Source organism: Hydrogenophaga sp. (assembly GCF_965657535.1).
Classification (GTDB): Bacteria; Pseudomonadota; Gammaproteobacteria; order Burkholderiales; family Burkholderiaceae_C; genus Hydrogenophaga.
In genome coordinates this window covers 280,696-296,196 of the sequence record NZ_CBFHOP010000003.1, presented here as the reverse complement: position 1 = coordinate 296,196, position 15,501 = coordinate 280,696, and the positions used below count along the sequence as shown (strand labels likewise).

General features: G+C 64.3%; 15 protein-coding genes. 13 read left to right on the top strand and 2 right to left on the bottom strand.

All coding sequences use genetic code 11. The features are described from left to right. Positions 1-47: 47 nt before the first annotated feature. Entirely contained in the window at positions 48-1,103 is a 1,056-nt protein-coding gene (locus tag ACTG4K_RS06635; protein ID WP_439113397.1) for an extracellular solute-binding protein, read from the bottom strand. 81 nt (positions 1,104-1,184) lie between these two features. Between ACTG4K_RS06635 and ACTG4K_RS06630 the strand changes: the two genes are divergently transcribed. Beyond that, positions 1,185-2,141 (top strand): patatin-like phospholipase family protein, encoded by a 957-nt coding sequence (locus tag ACTG4K_RS06630; RefSeq protein WP_439113396.1) that lies wholly within the window; start codon positions 1,185-1,187, stop codon positions 2,139-2,141. Positions 2,142-2,358: 217 nt separating this feature from the next. Here the strand turns inward: ACTG4K_RS06630 and phaP are convergent, their stop codons facing one another. Then, positions 2,359-2,901 (bottom strand): TIGR01841 family phasin, encoded by a 543-nt coding sequence (phaP, locus tag ACTG4K_RS06625; RefSeq protein WP_439113395.1) that lies wholly within the window; start codon positions 2,899-2,901, stop codon positions 2,359-2,361. A gap of 254 nt (positions 2,902-3,155) precedes the next feature. On the opposite strand from phaP, the gene ACTG4K_RS06620 reads away from it, so the two are divergent. The 12 genes from ACTG4K_RS06620 (at position 3,156) to ACTG4K_RS06565 (ending at position 15,501) form a co-directional block, all read left to right on the top strand. Next, positions 3,156-4,142 (top strand): histone deacetylase family protein, encoded by a 987-nt coding sequence (locus ACTG4K_RS06620; protein WP_439113394.1) that lies wholly within the window; start codon positions 3,156-3,158, stop codon positions 4,140-4,142. Next, positions 4,139-4,588 (top strand): acyl-CoA thioesterase, encoded by a 450-nt coding sequence (locus ACTG4K_RS06615; protein ID WP_439113393.1) that lies wholly within the window; start codon positions 4,139-4,141, stop codon positions 4,586-4,588. The genes ACTG4K_RS06620 and ACTG4K_RS06615 overlap by 4 nt, the downstream gene beginning before the upstream one ends. Continuing rightward, positions 4,585-5,310, top strand: a complete 726-nt coding sequence (locus tag ACTG4K_RS06610; protein ID WP_439113392.1) for a nitroreductase — start codon at positions 4,585-4,587, stop codon at positions 5,308-5,310. Before ACTG4K_RS06615 ends, ACTG4K_RS06610 begins: the two co-directional genes overlap by 4 nt. Before the next feature lie 39 nt (positions 5,311-5,349). Beyond that, complete coding sequence (locus ACTG4K_RS06605; RefSeq protein WP_439113391.1) at positions 5,350-5,697, top strand: FKBP-type peptidyl-prolyl cis-trans isomerase; 348 nt, start codon at positions 5,350-5,352, stop codon at positions 5,695-5,697. Between the two features lie 233 nt (positions 5,698-5,930). After that, positions 5,931-6,929 carry a 2-hydroxyacid dehydrogenase gene (locus tag ACTG4K_RS06600; RefSeq protein WP_439113390.1) on the top strand — a complete coding sequence of 333 codons (999 nt, stop codon included), beginning with the start codon at positions 5,931-5,933 and terminating at the stop codon, positions 6,927-6,929. Positions 6,930-7,081: 152 nt separating this feature from the next. Further along, positions 7,082-8,446: a DNA recombination protein RmuC gene (rmuC, locus tag ACTG4K_RS06595; RefSeq protein WP_439113586.1), complete on the top strand. Its 1,365-nt coding sequence runs from the start codon at positions 7,082-7,084 to the stop codon at positions 8,444-8,446. Between the two features lie 8 nt (positions 8,447-8,454). Then, complete coding sequence (locus tag ACTG4K_RS06590; RefSeq protein ID WP_439113585.1) at positions 8,455-9,609, top strand: MFS transporter; 1,155 nt, start codon at positions 8,455-8,457, stop codon at positions 9,607-9,609. A 95-nt stretch (positions 9,610-9,704) separates the two neighbouring features. Further along, entirely contained in the window at positions 9,705-12,548 is a 2,844-nt protein-coding gene (locus tag ACTG4K_RS06585) for a monovalent cation/H+ antiporter subunit A (RefSeq protein WP_439113389.1), read from the top strand. A 67-nt stretch (positions 12,549-12,615) separates the two neighbouring features. Continuing rightward, complete coding sequence (locus tag ACTG4K_RS06580; RefSeq protein WP_439113584.1) at positions 12,616-13,002, top strand: Na+/H+ antiporter subunit C; 387 nt, start codon at positions 12,616-12,618, stop codon at positions 13,000-13,002. Continuing rightward, on the top strand, positions 13,002-14,663 hold the full coding sequence (locus tag ACTG4K_RS06575) for a monovalent cation/H+ antiporter subunit D (protein ID WP_439113388.1): 1,662 nt from the start codon (positions 13,002-13,004) through the stop codon (positions 14,661-14,663). Before ACTG4K_RS06580 ends, ACTG4K_RS06575 begins: the two co-directional genes overlap by 1 nt. After that, a complete protein-coding gene (locus ACTG4K_RS06570; protein ID WP_439113387.1) occupies positions 14,660-15,229 on the top strand; it encodes a Na+/H+ antiporter subunit E in 570 nt (189 codons plus the stop codon). Before ACTG4K_RS06575 ends, ACTG4K_RS06570 begins: the two co-directional genes overlap by 4 nt. Beyond that, positions 15,226-15,501 (top strand): K+/H+ antiporter subunit F, encoded by a 276-nt coding sequence (locus ACTG4K_RS06565; RefSeq protein WP_439113386.1) that lies wholly within the window; start codon positions 15,226-15,228, stop codon positions 15,499-15,501. Before ACTG4K_RS06570 ends, ACTG4K_RS06565 begins: the two co-directional genes overlap by 4 nt.

Genomic DNA, 15,501 nt, shown 5'->3' with positions numbered 1-15,501 from the left:
CCGCCCCTTGAGGGGGTGGCGCACCGAAGGTGCGCCGCGGGGTGGGTTTATTTGTACCCCACGCGGTCCAGCATCTGTTGCACCTTGGTCATGTTTTTCGCCACCACGCCCAATGGAATGGTTTCGGCCTTGAAGGTGTCGCCGCCCATGGCCTTGATGGCGGGGTTGGCGATCTTCAGGCCTTTGACTGCGGGGAACTCGTTGTTGCCGTTGGCAAAGTAGTCTTGCGCAAACGGGCTGGACAGGAATTCCATGAACTGGATGGCGTTGTCGCGGTTCTTGGCGTGCTTGGCCACGGCGGCGCCTGCAATGTTGACGTGCGTCCCGCTGGTGCCCTGGTTGGGGAAGACGATGCGTACTTTTTCCATCACCGCGCGGTCCTCGGGTTTGGTGGACTTCAACAGGCGGGCCACGTAGTAGGTGTTGCTCAGCGCCACACCGCACTCGCCGGAAGCCACGGCCTTGACTTGGTCCGTGTCGCCACCCTTGGGCGCGCGGGCCATGTTGTCCACCACGCCCTTGAGCCATTTCTCACCCTCGGCATCGCCCAGGCGCTCGACCACGGTGGCAAACAGCGAGAGGTTGTACGGATGCGAGCCCGAGCGGGTGCACACCATGCCCTTGAGCTTGGGGTCAGCCAGCTGGTCGTAGGTGGCCACGTCTGCGGCTTTCACGCGCAGTGGGTCGTAAATGATCACGCGGGCGCGGGTGGAGAAGCCGGTCCAGGTGACGCCCTCGGCGGTGGGGGTGGCGCGCAGGTTGGCCGGAATGGCCGCGTCCAGCTTGGCCGACTTGATGGGCTGAAACAAACCCAGGCTGTCGGCTGAGGCCATGCGGGCGGCGTCCACCAGCAAGATCACGTCGGCTGGCGAGGCGGCGCCTTCGGCGCGCAGGCGGGCCACGATGCCCGCGTCGTCAGCGTCCACCCGGTTGATCTTGATGCCGGTGGTCTTGGTGAAGGTGTCGTACATCACCTCGTCGGTCTGGTAGTGGCGGGCCGAATAGAGGTTGAGCACCTTTTCCTGGGCCACGGCTTGCGACTGAACGGCGAGCGCGGCAACGGCGGTGGCGATGACAATAGGAAGCTTGATGAGGGTGTGCATGTGAAAGCCTTCGATAGATGACCAAACACCCGCTGAACACTTGAAACAATCGGCCCAGCGGATACGACTAGACTGGATGTGATGATAACACAAACGCGAATTATTCTCACTAAGAAAAAGTTGATCTGGATCAATGCCTGCTTCGTACTGGCGCTGACCGGGTGTTCTGGATTGCCCAGGACGGCGCCCGAGTTACCGCCCAGTGGCGAAGGTGCCGAGAGCCCCCCGCCGGTAGTGGCGGCGCCCGCCCTGCGGCCGCCTAGGCTGGGCCTGGCGCTGGGCGGCGGTGCTGCGCGGGGCTTTGCGCATGTGGGTGTTATTCAGGTGCTGGAGCAGCACGGCATTCGGCCCCATGCGGTCGTGGGCACGTCAGCCGGCAGCCTGGTGGCCACCTTGTACGCCAGTGGCAAAAATGCGGCCGAGCTGGAGCGTGTGGCCATGGCGATGGAGGAGGCCACCCTGACCGACTGGTCCTTGCCCATCATGGGGCGCGGCATGCTGCGCGGCGAGGCGCTGGCGCGCTATGTGCGGCAAGCGGTGGACGGTCGCCTGATTGAAAACATGACCCTGCCGTTGGGTATTTTGGCGACCGACCTGAGCACAGGGCACGGTGTGCTGTTTCGCCGCGGGGACGCGGCGCAGGCCGTGCGGGCCTCCAGCGCTGTGCCGGGGGTGTTTACCCCGGTCAATATTTCGGGTCGCGACTATGTGGATGGCGGTCTGGTGGCACCCGTGCCGGTGAGCCATGCGCGTGCCATGGGGGCGGAAGTGGTGTTGGCCGTGGACATTTCGAGCGACCCACAAGGCAACGACGCCAGCGGGCTGCTGAGGTTGCTGCTGCAAACCACGGCCATCATGGGGCAGACGATCAACCGCCACGAACTGGCCAGTGCAGAAGTGGTGTTGCGGCCCGCCTTGTCGGGTGTGGGCAGCGCCGACTTCACGGCACGGCAGCGCTCCATTGAGGCCGGCCGGGCGGCGATGCAGGCTGCCATGCCCCGTTTGCGGGCCGAGCTGGCCAAGCTACGGCCGCTGTAGCCGCTGGCAACACATAAAAAAAGCCCCCGCTTTGCAGCGAGGGCTTAAGGGGTCCGATGAAATCGAATTTCGAAAAGGACCCGAGGAGACAACCAGAAAAAACAGTCTTGGTGTCCAAGCGCCGCCTTTTGAGGTCAAGCGCATGGTGCAGTGGATCCAGTATCAGCGCATTGACCGAAGTCAAACAGCCAGATCAGCCACACCAAGGCAGCTCAATTCAGCGCTTCTTGGCAACCGTCTTCGATGCGTTCACAGCCGACGAGGTCACGCTGTTGAAGTTGGCTTCGGCCATTTCGGTGGCTTGCTTGACAGCCTTCTGAACCGATTCCATGGCGTTGTTGGCGGCAGACACGGCGCTCTTCATCACGGCCACGGCGGTTTCGGAACCAGCTGGTGCGTTCTTGGAAGCGTTGTCCACCACCGACATGAATTTCTTCTGTGCGTCGGTGGCCTGGGCTTCAGCGGCCTTGCCGAATTCGGCGCTGGTGCCCGAAGCGATGTCGTACAGGTGGCGGCTGTAGGCCACGGTTTTCTCGGCCAAAGGCTGCATCAGGCTGGCTTGCAGCGTCAGCAGTTCCTGGGCGTCTTTCACGCTCAGCATGGCCTGGGTGCTGTTGGCAGACTCGGACAGGGCCGCCTTGGTGGCTTGCACGTTGAGTTCGACCAGCTTTTCCACGCCTTCGAATGCTTTTTGGGTCAGACCAAAAATGGTCTCGATGTTGGCTTTTTGGGCTGCAACGATTTGTTCTGCGGTCAACATATTCATACTCCTAAACTTTGAAATAAGGTTTAGCTGAAGGCTGCTGGGAACTTTGCGCTGTCTGTACGCTTTTGTTATTGTTCGCTTTGCTGCGCTGCAACATGGGCTCGATTATAGGGATTACCCCAAACCGTGCAAGTATTTTTTGTTGCGCTGCAGCATATTAGGTGTCGCCTTCTAAAACCGGGTCTCGCTGCCCTGGTTTCAAAGGGTTGACACAATCGGTCGCTTCTTTCATTCCAGCTTCCCCGCCCGTGCACGCTTTCTACGCCGATCATTTCGTGTTGCCTTTGCCAGAAGGGCACCGCTTTCCCATGGCCAAGTACGCCCGCTTGCGCGAACGCCTGAGCGCCGAGCTGCCCCAGGTGCAGATGCACGAGGCCTTGGCCGCGAGCGATGGCGAGCTGGCCCTGGTGCACACGCCCGGCTACATCGCCGCGGTGGCGCAGGGCACGCTGGGCGCCGCAGGCCAGCGCGAGATTGGCTTTCCCTGGAGCTCTGCCATGGCCGAGCGGGCACGCCGATCGGTGGGGGCTACGCTGCAGGCCTGCCGCAGTGCCATGGGCGGTGCAGGCCTGGCAGCCAACCTGGCTGGTGGCACCCACCACGCCTATGCAGACAAAGGCAGCGGCTTTTGTGTGTTCAACGACGCCGCGGTGGCCGCCCGGCTCATGCAGGCCGAACACGCCCGCAGTCACCGGGCGCGTGGGCCATTGCAGGTGGCCATCGTGGACCTGGATGTGCACCAGGGCAACGGCACTGCGCGCATTTTTGCCCACGATGCCTCGGTGTTTACGCTGTCGCTGCATGGGGCCAAAAACTTTCCCTTTCGCAAAGAGCCGAGCGACCTGGACGTGGAGCTTCCCGATGGCTGCGACGATGCTTTTTATATGGAAGCACTCGAGCGTGCGCTGGATGAACTGGCTCAGCGCTTCGAGCCCGGGCTGGTGATTTACCTGGCCGGTGCCGATCCCCACGAGGGCGACCGCCTGGGGCGCCTGAAACTCAGCTACGACGGCATGGAGGCACGCGACCGCCGCGTGATGGACTGGGCCTGGCAGCGCCGGGTGCCGCTGGCCTTCGCCATGGCCGGTGGCTACGGTCACGACATGGAAACCACCGTGCAGGTGCAAATGCACACCTACCGCACCGCGTTGGGCTACCACCAGCGCTGGCAGGCCCAGCAGCCTGCGCAGGCGACAGCCGGCCCTACCGCGCACTGGCACAATGCCGCGCCATGAGCCACGCCGCACCCACCGCCCGCCCGAAAGCCCACCCGCGCAGCCACTACCGCGTGTTTCGCAGCATTGGCACCCGCTGGGCCGACAACGACGTCTATGGCCACGTGAACAACGTGGTGTACTACAGCTGGTTTGACACGGCGGTCAACGCCCACCTGATCGAGCAAGGCGCGCTAGACATTCACACTGGCCCGGTGATCGGGCTGGTGATTGAGACCCAGTGCAATTACTTTGCGCCGCTGGCTTTTCCGCAAACCGTGCATGCCGGCCTGCGAGTGGCCCACTTGGGCACATCCAGCGTGCGCTACGAGGTGGGCTTGTTTGCCGAAGCCAGCGACACCGCCGCCGCCTGTGGCCATTTTGTGCACGTGTATGTCGACCGGGAGACGCGCCGCCCGGTGCCTTTGCCCGAAACCCTGAAAAAAACCCTGGAGACCTTGCGATGACCCAAAACCCTGTTGTCACGACCGTGATCGACGCCGCCAGCGTGGATGCAGCCATCACCAGCCGCATGTCGGCCCGTGCTTTTTTGCCGCAGCACGTGCCGCGTGCCACGCTGGAGCACATCTTGCAAGTGGCCAGCCGTGCACCGTCGGGCACCAACACCCAGCCCTGGAAGGTGTATGTGTTGCAGGGCGCCAGCCGCGACACACTGGTCGACAAGGTGTGCGCCGCCCACGACGCCATGCGTGCCGACCCGTCGCTGGCTGAGCAGTACCGCGAGGAATACGACTATTACCCGGAAAAGTGGGTCAGCCCCTACATCGACCGTCGGCGTGAAAACGGCTGGAGCCTGTACGGTCTGCTGGGCATCACCAAGGGCGACAAGGACAAAATGCATGCACAGCACCAGCGCAACTACCGTTTTTTTGACGCGCCGGTGGGCCTCATGTTCACGCTGGACCGGGTGATGGGCCGGGGTTCGCTGGTGGACTACGGCATGTTCTTGCAAAACATCATGGTCGCCGCACGCGGCCACGGCCTGCACACCTGCCCCCAAGCGGCCTGGAACGGCTTTGCCAAAATCATTCTGCCGCACATCGGCGCGGGCGAGAGCGAAATGCTGGTCTGCGGCATGGCGCTGGGTTACGCCGATCCTGCCGATCCGGTCAACGGTTTTCACACGCCGCGCGAGACCGTGGCCAGTTTCACCCATTGGCTGGAATAATCCACGCCTTTCAACCCTTTTCAATTCAAGGAAACCTTCATGATCACCACCCCCAGCGGCCTGCAATACGAAGACACCGTGGTTGGCAATGGCGAAATTGCCCAGGCTGGCGGCCCCGTGCAGGTGCACTACACCGGCTGGCTGTTCAACAACGGCACCCAGGGCGCCAAGTTTGATTCGAGCAAAGACCGCGGTCAGCCGTTTGAATTCCACCTCGGCGGCGGTCAGGTCATCAAAGGCTGGGATGAAGGCGTTCAGGGTATGGCCGTGGGTGGCACGCGCCGTCTGGTGATACCGGCCGCTCTAGGCTATGGTGCGCGCGGCGCTGGCGGCGTGATTCCGCCCAACGCGACGCTGTTGTTTGAAGTGGACCTGCTGGCGGTCTAACCACCCCCCTGCGCCGCTTCGCGGCGTCCCCCCAGGGGGACACCACCTGTGGCCCGGCAAAAGCGGTTCCACGGTGGTTGCTGGGCTGGTGCATGCGCTCCGGTGGTGGTTGTGTCTGAGCGCCGCTGCGGGGCGCTCTCGTCCGCTTACGCGGTCGGTGCTGCGCGGTTGACCTTCACCGTCTTGGATCGCCCGCCGGTTGCGGGCAAGACATTTTTGCCGGAGCATTTCACATGAGCGAACGCCCCTCCATTTTGGTGGCCCGCGCCATCTTTCCCGACGTGATCGAGCGCCTGCGCGTGCATTTCGACGTCGAAACCAATGACACCGACGCGCCGTTCACGCCCCAGCAACTGGCTGAGCGTCTGCAGGGCAAGGTGGGTGTGCTCACCACCGGCAGCGAACGCGTGGATGCTGAGCTGCTCGCAGCTTGCCCGCAGCTCAAGGTGGTGGCGAACATTGCGGTGGGTTACAACAACTTTGACATGCCGGCCCTGACAGCGGCCGGCGTGCTGGGCACCAACACGCCCGACGTGTTGACCGAAACCACCGCTGATTTCGGCTTTGCCTTGCTCATGGCCACGGCGCGGCGCGTGACCGAGAGCGAGCACTATTTGCGCGCTGGCTTGTGGACCAAGTGGGCACTGGACATGTTTGCTGGCGCCGAGGTCCATGGCAGCACGCTGGGCATTCTGGGCATGGGCCGCATCGGCCAAGGTATTGCCCGGCGCGGGGCGCATGGCTTTGGCATGAACGTTATTTATCACAACCGCTCGCGGCTCGATGCCACCAGCGAGGCCGCGTGCCAGGCCACCTACGTGAGCAAGTCCGAGCTGCTACAGCAGGCCGACCACTTGGTGCTGGTGCTGCCCTACAGCGCCGAGTCGCACCACGCCATAGGTGCGGCCGAGTTGGCGCAGATGAAACCCACCGCCACGCTGATTAATATCGCGCGCGGTGGCATTGTGGACGACGCGGCACTGGCTGTGGCGCTGCGCGAGCGGCGTATTGCGGCGGCTGGGCTGGATGTGTTTGAAGGCGAACCCCAGGTACACCCCGATCTGCTGAGCGTGCCCAACGTGGTGCTCACGCCGCACATTGCCAGCGCCACCATCACCACCCGCAAAGCCATGGCCAACCTGGCTGCTGACAACGTGATTGCCTTCTTGACCCAGGGCCAACCCCTGACCCCCTTGAACCCCAACGTGCTATCGAAAGAGCCGCGCCCATGACAAACCAATGGCTGGTGTGGGCACTGCTGGTGCTGGTGGTGTTGAACCTGTTGCTGGGCCTGTGGTTGCTGCTGCGCCGCCGCCCGGTGGATACCGACGAAGTGGCTCACCGCCAGCAGCTGCTGGCCCTGCTGCAGCAGCAAAGCCAGCAAATGGGCCAGCGGGTGGAGCGGGTTGAAAGTGAACTGCGCCGCGAAATAGCCGAAAACGCCCGGGGCGGGCGCCAGGAAATTCAGCAGACGCTGGCCACCTTCCAGGAAACGCTGACCCGGCAAGACGCCGAAGCCACCCGCACGCAAAACACCCAGCTTGACGCTTTTGCCCAGCAGCTGCTGCAGTTGCGGGGCACGCTGGGTGACACGCTCACCACGCAGCTGCAGGCGCTGGGCCTGGCCCTGAACAGCCAGGCCGCCGAAGCCACGCGCACGCAAAACGCCCAGATTGACGCCTTTGCCCAGCAGCTGGTGCAGCTGCGCGGCACGCTGGGCGACACACTCACCCGCCAATTGCAGGACATGAGCGAGGGCAACGCCCGCCGCCTGGCTGAAATACGCACCACGCTCGATGGCCAACTGGCCCAGCTGCAACAGAGCAACGCGGCCAAGCTCGACGAAATGCGCGCCACCGTGGACGAAAAACTGCAGAGCACGCTGCAAGCGCGCCTGGGTGAAAGCTTCAAACAAGTAGCCGACCGGCTGGAACAGGTGCACAAAGGCCTGGGCGAAATGCAGACGCTGGCCCAGGGCGTGGGCGACCTCAAACACCTGCTAACCAACGTGAAAACACGCGGCATGTTTGGCGAGGCGCAACTGGCTGCGCTGCTGGAGCAAGTGTTGGCGCCCGACCAGTACGCCACCCAGGTCTCCACCAAGCCCGGCAGCCGCAACGTGGTGGACTTCGCCATCAAACTGCCGGGCCGAGGCGACGATGGAGCGCCGTGCTGGCTGCCCATTGACGCGAAGTTTCCCAACGAAGACTATGAGCGCCTGCTGGACGCACAGCAGCGCGCCGACGCCGAGGGTGCCGAGCTGGCGGCCCGCGGGCTGGAGCAGCGCATCAAGCTCGAAGCCAAGAGCATGGCCGACAAGTACCTGGAGCCACCCCACACCACCGACTTCGCCATTCTGTTCCTGCCCACCGAAGGCCTGTACGCTGAGGTGTTGCGCCGCCCAGGCCTCATGGAAGTGCTGCAGCGCGATTACCGCGTCACACTGGCCGGGCCCACCACGCTCATGGCCATGCTCAATTCGCTGCAAATGGGCTTTCGCACGCTGGCGCTGGAAAAGCGCAGCAGCGAGGTCTGGCAGGTACTGGGGGCGGTGAAGACCGAGTTTGGCAAATTTGGCGACGTGCTGGCCAAGGTGAAAAACCAGACCCAGACCGTGCTGAACACGCTCGATGCCGCTGAAACCCGCAGCCGTGCCATGGGCCGTGCGCTCAAAGCCGTGGAAGCGCTGCCGCAGGACAAGGCGAGTGCACTGCTGCCGCTCGACCCTTCTGAAGCCACCGAAGCGTGAACCCCACGCTGCGCGCTGGCTTGTCGCGGCTGATTGCAGCCCAGATCAGCCTGCACGCCTGTATGACCGGGTTTCGCATGGCCGCACCGCTCATGGCGCTGCGCGAGGGCTACAGCCCGGTGGCGGTGGGCATGTTGCTGGCCTTGTTTGCGCTGGCGCAGGTGTTCCTGGCTTTGCCGGCTGGGCGCTACGCGGACCGTCGCGGGCTGAAAAAGCCGGTGGTGCTGGCTGTGGGGACGGCCACCGCTGGCGCGGCGCTGGCGGTGGCGTTCCCGGTGTTTGGCGTGTTGTGCATCACCGCGCTCACCTGTGGTGCGGCTACCGGCCTGGCCATGATTGCGCTGCAGCGCCATGTGGGGCGCCTGGCGAGCAACCCGACCGAGCTCAAGCAGGTGTTCAGCTGGATGGCCATCGGCCCGTCCATTTCCAATTTCATCGGCCCCTTTGCCGCTGGCCTGCTGATTGACGCCTATGGCTTTCGGGCCGCTTTCCTGCTGCTGGCCCTGCTGCCTTCGCTGGCCTGGTTCTGGGCGCGTGGCACGGTTGAGTTGGCGCCGGTGGCGCCCGAGCACCGCAACGCCAGCGGTTCGTCGTGGAACCTGCTGCGCGACGCGGGTTTTCGCCGCCTCATGCTGATCAACTGGATGCTGTCTTCGTGCTGGGACGTGCACACCTTTCTGGTGCCGGTGATCGGCCACGAGCGCGACCTGAGCGCCACGGTGATCGGCGCTATCCTGGGCGCCTTTGCGCTGGCGGCCACCGCGATTCGCCTGGCCATGCCGTGGCTGGCGGCGCACCTGCGCGAGTCGGTGGTGATCGGCACAGCGATGGTGTCCACCGCGCTGCTGTTTGCGGTGTACCCGCTGGTGCAGGCGGCCTGGGCCATGGGTGTGCTGTCGGTGCTGCTGGGGCTGGCGCTGGGTTCGGTGCAGCCCATGATCATGAGCACGCTGCACCAGATTACGCCCCGGCACCGGCATGGCGAAGCGCTCGGTTTGCGGGCCATGGCCATCAACGGGTCCAGCGTGGTCATGCCCTTGCTGTTTGGCTCGGCGGGCGTGGTGGTGGGCGTGGCGGGCGTGTTCTGGGTGGTGGGTTCCGTGGTGGGGCTGGGTTCGCGCCTGGCCTGGACGATGCGCACCGAAACAGCAGGTTCTTCCTGACGATGCGTCAGCAATATACAGGCATCCATTTCAGGGCATGAACGGCACCGCGTCCCGCACCTTTTAGAATCCAGACCCAACTTGAAAGAAGAGCCGTGCTGTTACTCATCGTTTTACTTCCTCTCTTGCTGGGAACCGCCGCCACTTTTTGGCTCGGACCGAGATCGCGTCTGCTCACTGCCCTGGCTGCGGGGGCGGTGACCGCGACAAGTCTGGGCCTGCTGCTGAGCCAGGCGCCAGCGGTGATGGCGGGCGACGTCATCATGAACGCCTGGGCCTGGGTGCCCGAGATCGGCCTGAACCTCACTTTCAGGCTCGACGGTCTGTCCATGATGTTCGCCGGCCTGATCCTGTTCATCGGGTTGATGATCGTCATCTACGCGCATTTCTACCTAAGCCCCAAAGACTCGGTGGGCAAGTTCTACAGCGAGATGATGCTGTTCATGGCGGCCATGCTCGGCGTGGTGCTGTCAGACAACTTGCTGCTGCTGGTGGTGTTCTGGGAGCTCACCAGCCTGTCGTCTTTCTTGCTGGTGGGCTACTGGAGCCACCGGGCCGATGCCCGCGCCGGTGCCCGCCAAGCGCTGGCCGTGACCGGTGGCGGTGGCCTGGCCATGCTCGGTGGCTTTGTGCTGCTGGGTCAGATCGCCGGTACCTACGAACTCAGCGCCATGCTGGGCAACGTGGCCGCTATCCAGGCCGATCCGATGTTTGTGCCCGCCTTGCTGCTGATCCTGATTGGCGCCTTCACCAAGAGCGCGCAGTTTCCGTTCCATTTCTGGCTGCCCGATGCCATGGCCGCCCCCACGCCCGTCTCGGCCTATCTGCACTCGGCCACCATGGTGAAAGCGGGCGTTTTCCTGCTCATGCGCATGTACCCGGTGCTGGCGGGTTCGGGCTGGTTTGAGGTGATCGTGACCACCGTGGGCCTGATCACGGTGCTGTTTGCGGCCTTCATCGCCATCTTCAAGCACGACCTCAAAGGCCTGCTCGCGTATTCCACCGTGAGCCACCTTGGTCTCATCACCTTCCTGGTCGGACTGGGTTCGCCGCTGGCCGCCGTGGCGGCGGTGTTCCATGTGCTGAACCACGCGACCTTCAAGGCCTCGCTGTTCATGATCGCCGGGATCGTGGACCACGAAACCCACAGCCGCGACATGCGCAAACTGGGGGGCCTTTGGGCGTTGATGCCATGGACGGCCACTTTGTCCATGGTCGCGGCCGCGTCCATGGCCGGTGTACCGCTCACGAACGGGTTCCTGTCCAAAGAGATGTTCTTCACAGAAGCGGTGGTGGGCACAGCGGGCGTCTGGGCCTGGGTGGTACCGGCGCTGGTGACGTTGGCTGGTATTTGCAGCGTGGCGTATTCGCTGCGCTTTGTGCACGACACGTATTTCAACGGCCCGCTGGGCGATGTGCCGAACACGCACCCCCATGAGCCACCGCTGGGCATGAAGCTGCCGGCCATGCTGTTGGTGGCCATGTGCATCGCCGTGGGTCTGCTCCCCGCCATCACCTTCGGTCCGCTGGTCGATGTGGCGGCCACGGCCCTGGCCGGCAAACCGCTGCCCGAATACCACCTGTCCATCTGGCACGGTTTCAATTTGCCGCTGCTCATGAGTGCCATTGCCCTCGTGGCGGGCGTGGGGCTTTACCTGCTGTTGGCCAAGAGCAAGCGGCTGCACCGCATCGAGTCCGAGGCCTGGTTTGGCCCGGCCACCGGGCGGCAGATGTTTGACGGTTTGATCGATGGCCTGTTTTCCCTGGCCGGGCGCATTTCGCTGCGACTGGAAAGCGGCTCCTTGCAGCATTACCTAGCCTGGACGGTCGGTGCCGCCATCGCCGTGGTGGCGGTCACCGTGCTCGGCAGTGGCAACGCCATGGGCACCGGCCCGCGCGAGCTGTTGCCAGCTTCGCCCCTGGCCATCGCCATCTGGTTGCTGCTGGCGGCCACCACCGTGGCGCTGGTGGTGACGCACCATTTGCGCTTTCAGTCGGTGGTGCTGGTGGGCGTGGTGGGACTGGTCACCTCGCTGACGTTTGTGAGCCTGTCGGCACCCGATCTGGCGCTGACCCAGTTGTCGGTGGAGGTGGTGTCTACCGTGCTGCTGCTCATGGGCCTGGCTCTGCTGCCCCAGCACTCGCCGCGCGAGTCCAGCAGCCTGCGCCGCGTGCGCGACGGCGCGCTGGCGCTGGCCGGTGGTGCGGGCATGTCGTGGCTGGCCTGGGTGCTGCTGACCCGCGACCACGATTCCATTTCCTGGTATTTCCTTGAAAAGTCCATGCCGGTGGGGGGTGGCACCAACGTCGTCAACGTGATCCTGGTGGACTTCCGGGGTTACGACACGTTCGGTGAAATCACCGTGCTCGGTATTGCCGCCATTGGCGTGCTGGCGTTGATGGAGGGCATGCGCACGCGCCGCCCCCTGGCCGACACCGATGGCCGCAGTTGGACCTTTGCCGAGCAACCCTTGCTGCTGCGCGTGGCGGCTGCGGTGGTGCTGCCGGTGGCGCTGGTGTTCACCATCTACATCTTCATGCGCGGCCACAACCTCCCGGGCGGTGGCTTCATTGCCGGCCTGATCACGGCCGTGGCGCTGGTGCTGCAGTTCATGTCCATGGGGCAGGCCAAGGCCGAGTCGCTGTTGCGTGGTCAGGCTGGGCGCCGTTTCGTGAAATGGATCGGTGCCGGTCTGGGCATTGCCGGGCTGACCGGTGTGGGCGCCTTTGTATGGGGTCGTCCGTTCCTCACCAGTGCACACGGCCACCCGCATGTTCCCTTGCTGGGCGACCTGCCACTGGCGTCTGCCGCGCTGTTTGACCTGGGTGTCTACCTCGTGGTGGTGGGCGCCACGCTGCTGACCATCTCGGTGCTGGGCACCGTGAGCCGCGAAGGCGCTCAGCCCGCCAGCCAACGCCACCCGGAGTCGGCAGCATGAACGCCGCAATCGTCTGTCATCTGTCCCCTTGCACCGCCGTGCGACGCACCGAGGAACCCACATGAGCATGGAATTTTTGTTGGCCACAGGCATTGGCTTTGTCACCGCTTGTGCCATTTACTTGATGTTGCGCGGTCGCACCTTTCCGGTGGTGCTGGGCTTGTCGCTGTTTGGCTACGCGGTAAATGTGTTCATTTTTGCCATGGGCCGCCTGTGGTCCAACGCGCAGCCCATTCTGGTGGGTGAGGGCCCGGTGGCCGATCCTTTGCCGCAGGCACTGGTGCTCACCGCCATCGTGATCGGCTTTGCTACCACCGGTTTTGTGATCGAGCTGGCCCTGCGCAGCCGCCACGAAAGCGGCAGCGACCATGTGGACGGGCACGAGCCTGGCCACGCGCCAGGCTACCGCGGGACTGCCCCGGTGCCAGCGGCCAAGCGCGGAGGTCAGTCCTGATGTTTGACGTGATCTCTGCTTTCTGGCTGCAGCACGCCCCCGTGCTGTCGGTGTTGTTGCCGGTGTTCACCGCCGTGGCCTTGTTGTTGCTTGGCGATCCGGCTGGCACCGGCGGCAGCGAGGCGAACAGCCGCCAGCGCTGGGGCCGCAGGCTGGCCATGGCGTCCATGTTGTTGGGTCTGTTCATGGCGATCAACCTGGTGCGCCATGCCAGCGGCGGCGAACTGCTGGTGTACCAGCTGGGCGAATGGCCCGCGCCGTTTGGCATCGTGCTGGTGCTGGACCGTCTTTCGGCGCTCATGGTGCTGCTGACCTACCTGGTGGCCGTTCCGGTGCTCTGGTACGCCACAGGCGGGTGGGACACGCGGGGCCGTCACTTCCATGCACTGTTCCAGTTCCAGCTGATGGGGCTGTGTGGCGCCTTCCTGACGGGTGACTTGTTCAACCTGTTTGTGTTTTTCGAGGTGCTGCTGATCGCCTCCTATGTGCTGCTGGTGCACGGCCAGGGGCGAGAGCGGTTCCGCATGGGTGTGCACTATGTGGTGCTCAACCTCGCGGCTTCGGGGTTGTTTCTGATCGGGCTGGCCTTGGTGTACGCCGTGACCGGCACGCTCAACATGACCGACGTTGCCTTGCGCGTGGGCCAGCTCACGGGCGAAAACGCGGTGCTGGCGCGGGCCGCAGCGTTGATTCTGCTGGTGGTGTTTGGCCTTAAAGCGGCGCTGGTACCGCTGTATTTCTGGCTGCCCGGCACCTATGCGTCGGCCAGTGCGCCGGTGGCGGCGTTGTTTGCGATCATGACCAAAGTGGGGGTGTATAGCATCATCCGCGTGCACTGGGGCATTTTTGGTGCCGATGCCGGTGAGGCTGCCTTTGCCGCCGAAGCCTGGCTGCTGCCGCTGGCCCTGACCACCAGCGTGCTCGGGGTCCTTGGCGCGCTGGCCGCGCACAGCATGGGGCGGCTGGTGGCGTACCTCACCGTTTCTTCGGTGGGCACCATCCTGGCGGGTGTGGGTTTGTATTCGACCGAAACCCTGTCGGCTTCGCTTTACTACACGCTGCACAGCACGGCGGTGATCGCTGCCCTGTTCCTGCTGGTCGAGCTCATGGCCGCCCAGCGCGGTGACGCTCTGGACAAGTTGCGGCCCGCCGCGGCTGTGCGAGAGCCGGTGTTGCTGGGGCTGATGATGATTTTTGGTGCGGCGTCGGCTGCTGGCCTGCCACCGTTGCCGGGCTTCCTGGGCAAGCTGATGATTCTGGAGAGCACGTCGGGCCTGCCCGCGCAGGCCTGGGTCTGGACGGTGGTGCTCACGGTGGGGTTTTTCACCATTGTGGGTTTGGCGCGAGCCGGCGTCATTGTGTTCTGGCATGTGCAGCCCGACGAAGGCTCTGGCAACCCCAGCTCGGGCTCCAGCCTGAAGCTGCTGTCTGCCGTGTGGGCCTTCATGGCGCTCACGCTGGCCATGGCGGTGCTGGCTTCACCCGTGAAGCGCTACACCGACGCAGCCGCCAGCCAGCTGGCCGACCAGGCCGCCTACGCCCGCGCTGTGCTGGGTGTGACCGACGGCGCGCCCGCGTCCACCACCCGGCCTTACGACGGCACCCGCGCGCCCGCCGCCGTGCCCGCTGAAACCACCCCAGGCACCGAGGAGACCCGATGAACCCGAACCCCTCGCCATCCCAAGCACCCCGGCGCAAGCCTGGCTGGTTGAGCCATCCCTTGCTATCGCTGCTGCTTGGCGCCAGCTGGCTCGCGCTCTCGCACAGCCTGGCGGTGGTGCACCTGCTGTCGGCCTTGTTGATTGCCCTGATCGTGCCACGCCTGTTGCACCCTTTCCTGGGTGAACACGCCCGGATTGACTGGTGGTCTGCGGCGCGGTTGATCGCCGTCGTGCTCAAGGACATCGTCATGTCCAACATCACGGTGGCCAAGTTGGTGCTCGGCCCATTGCCCCGCATGCAGCCCGCCTGGCTGCCGGTGCCGCTGGCCTGCGACCACCCGCGCGTGAATGCGCTGTTTGCCACCATCATCACCACCACGCCGGGCACGGTGTCCTGCGTGGTGGATGAGCAGCGTCGGGAAATCCTGGTGCACGCACTGACCTGTGACGATGCCCAGGCCATGATCGATGACATGAAGACGCGTTACGAAGCGCCGTTGCTTCGCATATTTGGTCAAACGCCCCGAGACGCAGGGCAGGGCGCCACCTCCGGGAGAGTCGCATGAACGTGCTGGATATTGCCCTGAACATTGGCGTTGGCGCTGTCACGGTGGCCGTGTTGTTGTGTGCCTGGCGCCTGCTGCGCGGGCCCGAAATGACCGATCGCCTGCTCGCGCTGGACACGCTTTACATGAACGCCGTGGCGCTGATCGTGCTGCTGGGCATTCGCTGGAACACCGCGCTGCTGTTCGAAGCCGCTTTGCTGGTGGCCATGTTGGGCTTTGCCTCCACCGTGGCGCTGGCGCGCTACCTGAGCCGCGGTGACGTGGTGGAATGA